Source organism: Leisingera sp. G5_S3_59_S7 (assembly GCF_054968485.1).
In genome coordinates, this window is the sequence record NZ_JBQKUH010000088.1 from 1 (window position 1) to 12076 (window position 12076).

General features: G+C 63.4%; 11 protein-coding genes and 2 pseudogenes. 8 read left to right on the plus strand and 5 right to left on the minus strand.

Going from position 1 to position 12076, the window contains the following annotated elements; translation table 11 throughout:
- The first annotated feature begins 130 nt into the window (after nt 1-130).
- From ACTRWG_RS21670 to ACTRWG_RS21680, 3 genes are read left to right on the plus strand one after another with little or no spacing between them, the layout of a single operon-like run.
- Complete coding sequence (locus tag ACTRWG_RS21670) at nt 131-1621, plus strand: class I adenylate-forming enzyme family protein (protein ID WP_462829929.1); 1491 nt, start codon at nt 131-133, stop codon at nt 1619-1621.
- Nucleotides 1614-1970, plus strand: a complete 357-nt coding sequence (locus ACTRWG_RS21675) for a MaoC family dehydratase (protein ID WP_027233613.1) — start codon at nt 1614-1616, stop codon at nt 1968-1970. The genes ACTRWG_RS21670 and ACTRWG_RS21675 overlap by 8 nt, the downstream gene beginning before the upstream one ends.
- Nucleotides 1964-2332: a hotdog family protein gene (locus ACTRWG_RS21680; RefSeq protein WP_027233612.1), complete on the plus strand. Its 369-nt coding sequence runs from the start codon at nt 1964-1966 to the stop codon at nt 2330-2332. Before ACTRWG_RS21675 ends, ACTRWG_RS21680 begins: the two co-directional genes overlap by 7 nt.
- Nucleotides 2333-2591: 259 nt before the next feature.
- Here ACTRWG_RS21680 and ACTRWG_RS21685 read toward each other — a convergent pair.
- The 5 genes and pseudogenes from ACTRWG_RS21685 to ACTRWG_RS21705 all read right to left on the minus strand — a co-directional run bounded on the left by ACTRWG_RS21685 (nt 2592) and on the right by ACTRWG_RS21705 (nt 7795).
- Nucleotides 2592-3302, minus strand: a pseudogene (locus ACTRWG_RS21685) (IS6 family transposase).
- 51 nt (nt 3303-3353) lie between these two features.
- Entirely contained in the window at nt 3354-4199 is an 846-nt protein-coding gene (locus ACTRWG_RS21690) for a PPC domain-containing DNA-binding protein (RefSeq protein ID WP_027233610.1), read from the minus strand.
- Entirely contained in the window at nt 4196-5800 is a 1605-nt protein-coding gene (locus ACTRWG_RS21695; RefSeq protein WP_027233609.1) for an acyl-CoA synthetase, read from the minus strand. Before ACTRWG_RS21695 ends, ACTRWG_RS21690 begins: the two co-directional genes overlap by 4 nt.
- The gene (locus ACTRWG_RS21700; protein ID WP_027233608.1) at nt 5797-6966 is read right to left on the minus strand and encodes an acetyl-CoA acetyltransferase; all 1170 of its coding nucleotides are present in this window, start codon (nt 6964-6966) and stop codon (nt 5797-5799) included. Before ACTRWG_RS21700 ends, ACTRWG_RS21695 begins: the two co-directional genes overlap by 4 nt.
- Before the next feature lie 10 nt (nt 6967-6976).
- Nucleotides 6977-7795, minus strand: a complete 819-nt coding sequence (locus ACTRWG_RS21705) for an IclR family transcriptional regulator (RefSeq protein ID WP_027233607.1) — start codon at nt 7793-7795, stop codon at nt 6977-6979.
- Nucleotides 7796-8021: 226 nt separating this feature from the next.
- Between ACTRWG_RS21705 and ACTRWG_RS21710 the strand changes: the two genes are divergently transcribed.
- The 5 genes and pseudogenes from ACTRWG_RS21710 to ACTRWG_RS21730 form a co-directional block, all read left to right on the plus strand.
- Nucleotides 8022-9026 (plus strand): DctP family TRAP transporter solute-binding subunit, encoded by a 1005-nt coding sequence (locus ACTRWG_RS21710; protein WP_027233606.1) that lies wholly within the window; start codon nt 8022-8024, stop codon nt 9024-9026.
- 69 nt (nt 9027-9095) lie between these two features.
- Complete coding sequence (locus ACTRWG_RS21715) at nt 9096-9584, plus strand: TRAP transporter small permease (protein WP_027233605.1); 489 nt, start codon at nt 9096-9098, stop codon at nt 9582-9584.
- Nucleotides 9577-10914, plus strand: coding sequence for a TRAP transporter large permease (locus tag ACTRWG_RS21720; protein WP_027233604.1), 1338 nt, complete (start codon nt 9577-9579; stop codon nt 10912-10914). Before ACTRWG_RS21715 ends, ACTRWG_RS21720 begins: the two co-directional genes overlap by 8 nt.
- 10 nt (nt 10915-10924) lie before the next feature.
- A complete protein-coding gene (locus tag ACTRWG_RS21725) occupies nt 10925-11677 on the plus strand; it encodes an SDR family NAD(P)-dependent oxidoreductase (protein WP_027233603.1) in 753 nt (250 codons plus the stop codon).
- A gap of 60 nt (nt 11678-11737) precedes the next feature.
- Nucleotides 11738-12076: pseudogene (locus ACTRWG_RS21730) on the plus strand (hypothetical protein); the annotation flags it as partial.

Consider the following 12076-nt stretch of genomic DNA (forward strand, 5'->3'; position numbering starts at 1 on the left):
GCGGCTCGTTCAAGCGCTCTGATCTGAGGGAGGCCGAAGTTGCACCAAAACTGAGTCAGAGCCAGTTTTGAACGCTCATTGACACCCTGTCGCGCATGGCAGAATTTCTTCATTCAACCGGATAAGTGCGATGTTTGATTTGATCCCGGATATGGCGGCAAAACGGGCGGAAATGTCGCCCGGCGCCTTGGCCTTTCACGATACAGCGACCGGCAGCGGCTGGAGCTTTGCCCAGATCAATGATGCGGCGAATGCCGTCGCGGCGGGTTTCCGGGCGCGGAACTTGGCCGAAGGCGACCGCGTTGCCATTATTTGCCAGAACCGGGTCGAGTTCTTCATTGCGCTGTTTGCCTGCCAGAAGACCGGGGTCATCTTGTGCCCGCTGAACTGGCGGCAGCCGGCAGCGGAATTGGTGGAAACCCTGGATCAGGCCGGTATCTCACTGCTGCTGACGGACGCGGAGTTTCAGGACACTGCCCGCGAGGCCGCGGCGGGCGCTGGCGCGCCGGTCCTGACAATCGAGGACGATCTTGGCGGCTGGATCAGGGAAGGCGGCCCGGCATTGCAGGCGCCCGTGCCGTCTGACCGGCCGTGGTACCTGCTGTTCACCTCCGGCACCACCGGCTTGCCCAAGGCGGTCATCCAAACGGCCCGCATGGCCTGGGCCAATACCGTGAACATCGGGCAGGCCATCGATATTGCATTAACGGACCGGGCGGTGTGCTTTCTGCCGTTGTTTCACACCGCAGGTATCAACCTGTACACCTTGCCGGTTTTCCTGACCGGCGGCAGCTCAGCCATCCTGCCGAAATTCGAGGCCGAAGCGGTCCAGGGCCTGCTGGCATCCGGGCGGATCAACCAGTTCTTCGCGGTGCCGGCGGTGTACCAGGCCCTGTCGCTGATGCCGGGCATCGAAGACCTGGATTGGTCTTCGATCCGCTGCGGCTGCGGCGGGGCGCCGCTGCCGGAACCGCTGATCCGCTTCTTCGGCTCAATGGGGGCTAATGTGCTGAACGGCATGGGGATGACCGAAACCGGTCCGACCGTTTTCCTGATGGATCCGGCCAATGCGGCAGAGAAAATCGGATCCGTCGGAAGACCACAGAGCCTTGTGGACGTTCGTCTGGCCGGGGTGGCGGATGGGACCGAAGGGGCGGGCGAACTGCAGGTTCGCGGACCAGGGGTCACGCCTGGATATTTCGGCAACCCGGAAGCGACGGAGAAGGCTCTTACCGGGGATGGCTGGCTGGCCACCGGCGATGTCGCGCGGCGCGACGCGGATGGTTATTATTACATCGTCGACCGCATCAAGGACATGTTCATCTCGGGCGGCGAAAACGTTCATCCCGCCGAAGTCGAGCGGGTGCTGAATGCCCACCCTGCCATTCTTGAATCCGCGGTTGTCGGCGTGCCGGATGAGATGTGGGGGGAAGCAGGCGCGGCTTTCGTGATGCTGCGCCCGGGCCAGACCGTTGAGCCTGAAACCCTGCGCCCGTGGTGCCGGGAACGGATTGCCGGGTACAAGGTCCCTGCACATGTGAGGATCGTTGAAGATTTCCCGCGCACGGCTGCAGGCAAAGTCTGCAAACCCAAGCTGCGGGAGGAATTCAGCGATGATTGAGCTTCAGGAACACTGGACCCCAGCGCAAGCGGAGTTTGATACCTTCGCAAAAGTGTCGGGCGATGACAATGCGATCCATGTGGATCCCGCGTTCTGCGCCGGAACAGGTTTTGGACGCACGGTGAGCCACGGGATGCTGATCTATTCCAAGCTTTGGGGGATGCTCAAGCGGCATGACGCTGAAATCACTCAGGTCAGCCAAAGCCTGATGTTTCCGAACCCGGCTTTTGAAGGCGAGGAACTCAGCTTGCGGATCGCGCAAAAGTCGCCGGGCCGCGTGATGATGCGGGTCACGCGGGTGGCGGATGGCGCGGAGTGTTTGGTTGGAGAGGCAGAGATCACATGCTGACGATAGGCCAATCGGCGCGGATCACACGCAGCTACAGCCGGAAAGACCTTGAGGCTTATGCGGCGTTGAGCGGTGCCAGTGTCGGCACTGTGCCGGAGCCGCTGATCGCGGCGCTGTTCTCATATCTTCTTGGGGTGGAACTGCCGGGATCGGACACCAACTATCTCAAACAGGATCTCGCCTTCAAGGCGCCCGCTCCGCTGGACACCGAGCTGGAAGCCAAGGTTGAAATCACCCGGCTGCGGCCGGAGAAACACCTCGTGGATCTGTGGGCCAGCTGCACAGCGCCGGATGGCACGGTAATTTGCGAAGGGCGCAGCCTGGTCAAAGCCAAGGACGTCGCAGGTGCCTTTCACAGCTGACCTGCCCGGAAGGTTTCCGGCTTGCGCGATTCACATCGTTTCGGCGGAAGCTGCCCACCGGTCGGGCAGTCTGTGCCGATCGAAATTGCTAAGCGGAAAAATCTGTCTCTACCCGCCCAAGACATGCTCCCCGGCGAGCCGGCCGAAGACCGATCCGCTGATCAGGCCGGTTCCGCCGGGATAGTTGAAATAGAAGATGCCGCCAACCGGGATTGCCAAGTTGTTTGGGTGTGATTGAGAAAGGCGAGACCTCGGCCCGTCAGGCGCTTATTTCGGCAGCATAGCTGTTCCAGAGGTCGAAAGCATCGGCCCTGGCGTGGCGGTACGAGACGGCGGAAAGTTGATAGCGGCGGGGACAAAAGACGGTGTTGATCTGGTCGTGGGCTGCTAGAAACCTTTGAGCCTGCTTGGGCGATTTGAACCGCCCCATCAGTTTCTCGCGTTTTCGGGTTGGCCTGTGGGATCCTTCAATCCGGTTATTCAAGCCTTTGTGCGCGCGATGATCCGAGCCCGGCGCAAGATCGCAGACCGGTCTGAAATAGCTGCGCAATTTATCTGTGATCACGACGCGGGGTTCGCCATACCGAGCGATCAACCTTGTCAAAAACCGCCTTGCCGCCTTGGCATTCCGCTGTGGCTGGACGAGAATGTCGAGGACATCCCCCTTCGCATCCACCGCCCGCCAGAGCCAGAATTTCCGGCCGTTGATCGGGATGACCACTTCGTCCAGATGCCATTTGTCGGCCGTGCCGGGCCGGTCGCGCCGAATGCAATCGGCGAAGAAGCGGCCAAAGCGGTTGACCCATTGGCGAATGGTTTCGCGGCTGACGACTACACCGCGTTCGGCCAGAAGATCCTCGACATCCGCCGCGCTGAGGGCAAATCGATGATAGACCTAGACCGCATATGCGACGATCTCGCGAGGAAAACGGAACCCCTTCAGGCGCGGCAGTGAGGATGGTTTTTTCATGCCGGTCGCTTAACCCGATCAGAACGCCCAAACGACTTGGCAATCCCCCTTTCAGGCTTCCGCCTCAATCAGCAGCAACTCGGCGGTGATGCAGATGCGGTTTGCATGAGGGCGCAGAACGCCAGTCATGGGAGTTCCGTCGAACCCGACCGAAGCGGCATTCAGGGTGGTGCTGTCGCCAGCGACACAACTGGTACGCAGCAGTACTTCGGTTGCGTAGCTGTCGAGTGTGCCGCTGGTGAAACGCGTGTGGACTAGACTGCCAATCCCTTCGATCCTTAACGGCGCCAAGCCCCGTGCGATCTGCGGCAGCAGGCTATGCGGATCCTCGTTTGGCCGCAGGGTGCAGAGCAGGGCAGGGGCGCCTGCGCCGATCTCGTCGGCTGCTTCTGCGGCTACAGGCGCAAAGAGGTCAAAGCCGGTTTCCGGATCCGGCGCCACATCCAGCGCGGCACCCGACAGGCCCCAGCCGGTTGCGGTCACATCCTCGCGAAGCACCGATTCCGGCGCCAGGAGATGCCCCATGCGCAGATCCCCGCCCGGCGTGCACCACAGCCCGTGGCAATGCAGAAAGGGGGCGCCTGCCTTGCTGCCAAGATGCAGTCCGGCCTCCGAGGCGGCGGCATCCATCAACACATGGGGTTTGCTATACCAAGCGGCACGGCCGTCGCCGGGGGCAGGCGCTGGGATGACATAGGTAAGCCGGGCAAACCGCGCAGGTGGCAGCCTAAGATAGCCCGCGGTAAACCCGGCCGCTGCAAATCCCTGTACCACCGCCTGGTCGAAAGGCAGCCCGGCCGCCAGCCGCAGTGTGACCGGCTGCGCCCGGCAGGGCAGGGCGGCATAGCGGTCTGCCGCACGGGGGCCTGGGTGTGCCAGCTCTTGCAGCGTGTTCATTGTGCCGGCGCCGGTTCGGGCAGGCTGCCGCGGGCAATCAGCTGTTCGCGGATCATCTTCTTTGTGATCTTGCCGTAGGCGCTTTTGGGCATTTCCTCCCAGAACACCGCATGGCGGGGCATCTTGTAGCGGGCGAGCCTGCCGTCAAGCCATTCCAGCAGCCCCTCGCCGGTGATGCTTGCGTCCGTGCGGGCGACGCAAACTGCGACACCGATTTCGCCCCAGACCGGATCCGGGATTCCCAGAACCGCTGCTTCGGACACTGCCGGGTGCTGCAGGATCTTTTCCTCGATCTCGCGCGGGTAGATGTTGGAGCCGCCGGAGATATACATGTCGGAGGCTCGGCCGGTCAGGTAGACGAAGCCCCGGGCGTCCATATGGCCGAGGTCGCCGGTCAGGAACCAACCGTTGCGGAAGCTTTTGGCGTTGGCTTCGGGGTTGTTGAAATAGCCGGCAAAGACGGCGGGGCCGATCACCGCGATCTCGCCGGTTTCGCCGGGCGCCACCTCGCGTCCCTCGCTGTCCTGGATCTGTACCTGCATGCCGGTGCGGGCAAAGCCGCAGCTGCCGATCCGCATGGCCGCATCATCGGCCGAATGATGGCCCGGGGGCAACACTGTGATGTTGCCGGTCACCTCGCCCAGGCCGAAATACTGCACCAGCTTGGGGCCCAGCACCTGCAGCGCCCGGACCTGGTCGGCGCGGTACATTGGGGCGCCGGCATAGATCATGTAGCGCAGGCTGGAATGGTCGTGCTGATGCACCGACGGGTGTTCCACCAGCAGCTTGACGATGGTCGGCACGGTGAACAGGTTGCTGACGTTCCATTTTGCCACCAGTCCCCAGATCTCGTCCGGGTCGAACTTCGCCCCGGCGGGCAGGACCGTTTTGGCGCCATGAGCGACCTGCGCCAGCTGGTGGATGCCGGCGCCGTGGCTGAGCGGCGCCACCACGATTGAGGCGTCTTCGGGGCCCGTACCTGGCATCAGGTCGCAGAGGTGGTTGGTCACGACAAAGGCGAGCTGGCCATGCGTCAGCACCGCTGCCTTGGGCCGCCCGGTGGTGCCGGAGGTGAAAAAGAACCAGCAGGGATCGTCCCGGTCCACCGCCACCGCGGTCTGCGCCTGGCCGCGGTATTCCGCCACCAACGTCTCGTAGCTGTCTCCAAGACCTTCACCGATGCCGATGGTAAAGCGCAGCCGTTTGCAGGCCGCTGCATGACCGGGGAACTCGGCACCGCACAGCATGCCCTTGGCACCGGAACTTTCGGCCAGATAGGCTAGTTCATCCGGCGATTGGCGGAAGTTGGCTGGCACCCAGATCGCGCCGATACGCCAGCAGGCGAACATCGCCTCGAACATTTGGTTGTTGTTGGCCGACTGCACCAGCAGGCGGTCGCCCTTGCCGAGCTCGAAGCGGTCCGACAGGGCGGCGGCAAAGGCAGCGGAGCGAGCCTCCATTTCGGCCCAGCTCCAGGTCCGGTCGCCCCAGACAAAGCCGGTTTCATCGGAGTGGCGGCGGGCGCTTTCGGTCAGCAGATGGGACAGGTTCATCACCCGGGAGGAAACCGGGGTGATGGCTTGGGGCAGGCTGGTGCTCATTTTACCCGCTCCAGGATCGATACATAATTGGCGACCGCGGCGCCGCCCATGTTGAACACGCCGGCGATTTCGGCGCCGGGGATCTGCATGTCTTCGGCCTCCTCCATCAGCTGCATTGCTGCCATCACATGCATCGACACGCCAGTGGCGCCGATCGGGTGGCCCTTGGATTTAAGCCCGCCGGAAGCATTAACCGGCAGCTTGCCGTCCTTGGCGGTGATGCCGTCGCGGATCACCCGGCCGCCCTGGCCGCGTTCGGCCAGGCCCATTGCCTCGTATTCGAGCATCTCGGCGATGGTGAAGCAGTCGTGGGTCTCCACCAGCGACAGGTCATCAAGGGTCAGTCCGGAGTGGTCAAAGGCGGCAGCCCAGGCGCGGCGGGCGCCAGCGAATTCCAGCACGTCGCGGCGCGACAGCGCCATGATCTCATTGGCGTGGGTGCGGGCGCGGAAGGCGATGGCGCGCTGCATGGCGGCCGCGGTTTCCGGGTCTGCCAGCACCAGTACCGCCGCTCCGTCGGAGACCAGCGAGCAGTCGGTGCGCCGCAGCGGGCCTGCGACCAGCGGATTCTTGTCGGATACAGTGTTGCAGAAGGCGGTGCCGAAATCCTTGCGCATATGAGCCAGTGGGTTGGCCATGCCATTGGCGTGGTTCTTGGCGGCGATCATCGCAAGTTCTTCGCTCTTGTCGCCATAGCGCTGGAAATAGCCGGCCGCGATCTGGCCGAACAGCCCGGCAAAGCCACCGTCTGTTTCCGCCTCTTCATTTCGGTAGCAAGCGCCCAGAAGGATGTCGCCGACCTTGGGCGTGGGGGTGGCGGTCATCTTTTCCGCACCCACCACCAGCGCGATCCGGCCCCGGCCCGCGGCGATGAAATCCAGCGCCCCGTGCAGCGCCGCCGAACCGGTGGCGCAGGCGTTTTCAAAACGGGTGGCGGGGGTGTGGGCAAAACGCTCGTCGCCCATTGCCACCAGCGCGGCCTGGAAATCCTGCTGCGAGAAGCCATTGTTGAACACGCCGGCAAAGATGCCGTCGACGTCCTGCGGCGCGATGCCTGCGTGCTCCAGCGCCTCGGTGACAGCAGCGGCCATCAGCTCTTCCGTGCCGGGTAGCGTAGATTTGCCGAACGGCGTATGCCCCCATCCGATGATCTGTGCTTCGCTCATAGTGTCCTCCTCAGGTGGGGGTGCGCGCGGCATAGAGCTGCGCGAGTTTCGTTTCGATGCTTTGGGCCGCCTCCTGCAGCCGCGCCGCCAGCTCGGCCCGCCGCGGCGGCTGCATCCGGCTTTCGATGGCGGCCAGCGACAGGGCGCCGGCCAGGCTGCCGTCGGGGCGGTGCAGTGCCACGCCGATTCCCCACGAATCGGGAAAGACCAGCCCAGGATTGAGCGCATAGCCGGTGCTGCGCGTCTCCGCGATGCAGCTTCGGATTCGGCCGGGCGGCAGCTGCGGGTACTCCGAGGCCAGCAGCGCGGCATTGGCTTCAAGCGCGGTCTCCGCCTCTGCAGCAGGCAGGGCGGAGAGCATGGCCAGCGAGCCTGCGCCGACGCCTAGCGGGTGCAGCCGCCCGGTCATCAGCGCAAAGGTGCGGATCGGGTAGGTGCCCTCCTCGCGGTGCAGGCAGAGAGCGGAGAAGCCGCGCCTGACTGACAGGAAGGCCGCATCGCCTGTCTCCGCCGCGAGCCGCGCCAGGGGCTCGTAGGAGAGTTCCAGCAGCCCGTGCCGGTGGGCGGCAAAAGTCCCGAGAATATAAGCTTCTTCGCCAAGGAAGTAGCGCCGCGTCTGCTCGTTCTGCTCGACCATCCCGTTGCGGATGAGCGCCAGCAGCAGCCGCCGCACGGTGGGCTTGTTGAGGCCGCTTTCGGCGACCAGTTCGCTGAGGCTTGCGCCCTCGGAGGGCCGCCGCCCGACCATGCCGAGCAAGGCCAGTGCCCGGTCCACGGTCTGGCTGCCGGCCAGTGCGGCTGCGCTGCTATCGCCCTTAGAGTGTTCCATTATGTGGACCCGATCGGCCCTCTCCTTGTCCCCGGGTTCGTAAGTTGCCGCCCATCATTTGGGTATTTAGGAATATTGCAAGTTCTTCTTGATCGTGGCAATAAAATCGTGACAGTGAACGTGTTCCATAATGTGGATCTTCAGTCGATACAGTATATGGATCTATGACCGGACAGAGGAGCCCAGTGCGGCTGGGTTGGACCGGTCCGAAATCTGGGAGAGCAAGATGACAATTTCGAAACTGGGCAAAACTGTGCTGGCAACCGCCCTGGCGGGGGCGGTGATGGCGGCGGCAGCCTCGGCCGAAACCCTGCGCCTGTCGCACAACACCGGCGACACCACCACCTGGCACAAGGGAGCGGAGAAATTCGCCGATCTGATCGCAGATGCGACCGGCGGTGATATCAGCGTGCGGATCTTCCCCAATGCCCAGCTGGCAGGCGGCGACCAGATGCGACAGGCCGAGATGACCGGCCGAGGGGCGCTGGATCTGGTGGTGACCTCGGCGATCAACGTCACCCCGCTCGTGCCGGAGATGGCGGTATTCTCGCTGCCCTATCTTTATTCGGACTATGACCAGGTGGATGCCACCACCCAGGGTGCACCGGGGGAAAAGCTGGCAGCCATCCTCAAGGAAAAGGGCATCATCGTGCTGGCCTGGGGCGAGAATGGTTTCCGCGAGGTGACCAACAACAGCCGCCCGGTAAAGACCCCCGAGGACATGAAGGGCCTGAACATGCGGGTCGCGGGGCCGATGTATATCGACGTGATGAACGCACTGGGCGCCAACCCGCAGCAGATGCAGTGGAGCGAAACCCTGACCGCGCTGCAGCAGGGTGTGGTGGACGGCCAGGAAAACCCGATCGGCGCGGTGATCATCCCGCAGCAGGTCTACGAGGTGCAGAAATACCTGACAACCTGGCACTATTCATACGACCCAATCTTCATCGGCATCAGCCAGAAGAAATGGGACAGCTATGATGCGGAGATGCAGGCCAAGCTGAAGGCGGCGGCGGATGAGGCAATGGCCTACCAGCGCCAGATCTCGCGCGATGCGACGGCTTCGGGCATCGATTTCCTCCGCGAAAAGGGCATGGAGGTCTATGAGCCCACGGCCGAGGAACTGGCCGCCTTCAAGGCTGCAACCCAGCCCGCCTATGACGAATGGGCGGCGAAAGTCGGTCCGGAGCTGGTCCAGGCCTTTGAAGACGCCATCAGCGGCGCCGAATAATTCAGCCCAAGGCTGCGGGGCGTCCCATACGGACGGCCCGCAGTGATCTTCAAACCAAAGGAGGAGGGGATGTCCTTCATCCTGCGCGAGGCCGAGAAGATCATCTGCGCGGTGATCTTTCTTGCCATGACCCTGCTCGGCTTTGCTAATGTGGTGGTGCGCTACGGCACCAGCTATTCGCTTGCCGCAACCGAGGAACTGCTGACCAGCGGCTTTCTGCTGCTGACCGTGTTCGGTGCCGCCATTGCGGCACGGCGCGGCGAGCATCTGGCGGTCGGGCTGGTTTACGACCTGCTGCCGACGGTGCTGCGCCGCGCGGTGTTCGTGCTGTCGGTGCTGGCCGCGGCGCTGCTGCTGGCGCTGTCGGCGTGGTTTTCGTGGCAGGCGGTGGCGAACCTGATCAGCAACGGGCTGCGCTCCTACGGTCTCGGCGTTCCAGCCTGGTACTACCAGGCCGCGGTGCCCATTGGCTTTGCGCTGGTGCTGGTGCGCTACCTGCAGCATGCCTGGGAGGTCTGGGTGACGGGCGATGAGCGTGAGGTGATCCCCGATGTCTGACCTGATCCCCGGCCTGCCGGCCGGCACCGAAATGGTGATCCTGTTCTTCCTGCTGCTGGCGCTGCGGGTGCCGGTGGCGATGTCGCTGGGGCTGTCAGCGCTTTACGCCATGTGGCAGATCGGTTTCGGGCTGGAACTGGCAGGCGATTTGATCGCCACCGGTATCACCAAGTTCTCGCTGCTGGCGATCCCCTTCTTCATCTTGGCGGGTACGCTGATGGGCTCGCTGGGCATTGCCGAGCGGATGATCCGCTTCTTCCGGGTGCTGATCGGCTCGATGCCGGGCGGCATGGGCATCGTCGGCACTGCCGTCTGCCTATTCTGGGGCGCGGTGAGCGGATCCGGCCCGGCTTCGGTCGCAGCGATCGGGCCGATGATCATCAAGGGCATGGAGGAAGACGGCTATCCCCGCGCCTATGCCGCCGGGCTGGTTTGCACCGGCGCCGCGCTGTCGATCGTCATCCCGCCGTCGATCGGGCTGGTGATCTACGGGGTGATTGCCGAGACCTCGATCTCGCACCTGTTCCTGGCGGCGATCCTGCCCGGGCTTTTCATGGGACTAATGATGCTGCTGACGCTGCCGCTGGCCAAGCGTCGCGGCGGCGCGGGCGGCGATGCGCCCTCGCTGCAGGCGCTTAGCCCGGCGCCGCATGAGGACCGGCCCTATGCGCTGCGGCTGTGGCTATCGTTCAAGGATAGTTTCTGGGGGCTGATGACCCCTGTGGTGATCCTGGGCGGCATCTACTCCGGTGTCTTCACCCCGACCGAAGCGGCGCTGGTAGCCACGGTCTATGCGCTGCTGGTCGGCGGGCTGGTCTACCGGACGCTGACCATTGCCGGGCTCTACAATTCGCTGTGCGATGCTGCCGCATCCTCTGCCACGGTGATGCTGGTAGTGGCCTATGCCAGCCTCTTTGGCTGGGTGGTCACGGTGGAGGATCTGGTTGGCAGTTATTCCGGGGTGCTCTTGGGGCTGAGCGGTAATGAATGGGTGATCCTGCTGGTGATCATGCTGATCCTGCTGGTTGCGGGCATGTTCATGGATGCGGTCACGGTAATGTTCATCTGCCTGCCGATCCTGATGCCGGTGGCCCGCGAACTGGGCTGGGATCCGGTCTGGTTCGGGGTGCTGGTGATGGTCAATCTGGCCATCGGGCTGATCACCCCGCCGGTCGGCATCAACCTGTATGTCGCTGCCAATGTCACCCGGCTGCCCATTGAACGGGTCGCGCGGGGGGCGATGCCCTTCCTGCTGGCCTGCCTCTTGGGGCTGGCGGTGATCGGGCTGTTCCCGCAACTGTCCATCGGCCTGTCCGGCCCTGCCAACTGAGGAATTTGCCATGACCAGAAAAACCGTGATTGTCACCGGTGCCGCCCGCGGTATCGGGCTGGCCGCCACCAAACAGTTTCTTGCCGAGGGGCGGCAGGTCGCGATGATCGACCGCGACGGCGAGGCGCTGATGGCGGAAGCGGCGCAGCTGGACAATGTGCTGCCGGTTGTCTGCGATGTGTCGCAGCCGGATCAGGTGACGGCGATGATGGCGGAATGCGCGGATCACTTTGGCCGCATCGACGCGCTGGTGAACAATGCGGGCGTGGCCGATTTCGGACCTATCGAGGAGACCGGCTTCGACCGATGGCGACGGGTGATGGAGACCAACCTTGACGGCGTGTTCCTGTGCAGCCAGGCGGCGATCCCGCATCTCAAGGAAACCGCGGGGGCGATCGTCAATATCGCCTCGATCTCGGGGCTGCGAGCCTCAACCCTGCGGGTGGCCTATGGCACCTCGAAGGCAGCGGTGATCCACCTGACGCAGCAGCAGGCGGCAGAGCTGGGGGAACACGGTGTACGCGCAAACTGCGTGGCGCCCGGACCGGTGCGGACCAAGCTCGCAATGGCCGTGCACAGCCAAGAAATCATCGATGCCTATCACGACGCTATCCCCCTGAACCGCTACGGGTCGGAGGATGAAATCGCATCGGTGATCGTCTTCCTGTGTTCGGACAAGGCCAGCTACGTGACCGGGCAGACGATCGCTTCGGACGGCGGTTTCCAGTCCACTGGCGTGGGGCTGCCTGCATTGAGGAAGTAGCGTCGCGGGAGGGGCTATAAAGTTAATGCGGCTGCCCGCAAAAAAGTGCGAAGTGGCGGCATGACCGACGCCTGCCTCTGTCGCGGCAACCGTTGCCCGCCCGAAGTGATTGCTTGCGCTGTCTGGCTGTACTTCCGGTTTCTGCGCAGCCTTCGGATGGTAGAGGATCTTCTTGCTAAGCTGGGTATCATCGTATCGCATCAGAAAATGTGGGCCCAGGCTGAAAAGTTAGGAAGAAAACGCGCAACAACAATTGCGGCCGGTCAGCTGGCAGCTCGGCAGAAATTGGCATCTGGACGATGTTGTCATGTCAATCGGGGGGGGCGAGCATTGGCTTTGGCGGGTCGTCGATCAGGAGGGGTAGGTGCTGAATGCTCTGGTCCAAGCCTGGCTGATATA

Coding starts and splice junctions, on each gene's coding strand:
- ACTRWG_RS21705 (WP_027233607.1), bottom strand. CDS start 7,795: ATGGAACACTCTAAGGGCGATAGCAGCGCAGCCGCACTGGCCGGCAGC.
- ACTRWG_RS21710 (WP_027233606.1), top strand. CDS start 8,022: ATGACAATTTCGAAACTGGGCAAAACTGTGCTGGCAACCGCCCTGGCG.
- ACTRWG_RS21695 (WP_027233609.1), bottom strand. CDS start 5,800: ATGAGCACCAGCCTGCCCCAAGCCATCACCCCGGTTTCCTCCCGGGTG.
- ACTRWG_RS21700 (WP_027233608.1), bottom strand. CDS start 6,966: ATGAGCGAAGCACAGATCATCGGATGGGGGCATACGCCGTTCGGCAAA.
- ACTRWG_RS21715 (WP_027233605.1), top strand. CDS start 9,096: ATGTCCTTCATCCTGCGCGAGGCCGAGAAGATCATCTGCGCGGTGATC.
- ACTRWG_RS21675 (WP_027233613.1), top strand. CDS start 1,614: ATGATTGAGCTTCAGGAACACTGGACCCCAGCGCAAGCGGAGTTTGAT.
- ACTRWG_RS21670 (WP_462829929.1), top strand. CDS start 131: ATGTTTGATTTGATCCCGGATATGGCGGCAAAACGGGCGGAAATGTCG.
- ACTRWG_RS21720 (WP_027233604.1), top strand. CDS start 9,577: ATGTCTGACCTGATCCCCGGCCTGCCGGCCGGCACCGAAATGGTGATC.
- ACTRWG_RS21725 (WP_027233603.1), top strand. CDS start 10,925: ATGACCAGAAAAACCGTGATTGTCACCGGTGCCGCCCGCGGTATCGGG.
- ACTRWG_RS21680 (WP_027233612.1), top strand. CDS start 1,964: ATGCTGACGATAGGCCAATCGGCGCGGATCACACGCAGCTACAGCCGG.
- ACTRWG_RS21690 (WP_027233610.1), bottom strand. CDS start 4,199: ATGAACACGCTGCAAGAGCTGGCACACCCAGGCCCCCGTGCGGCAGAC.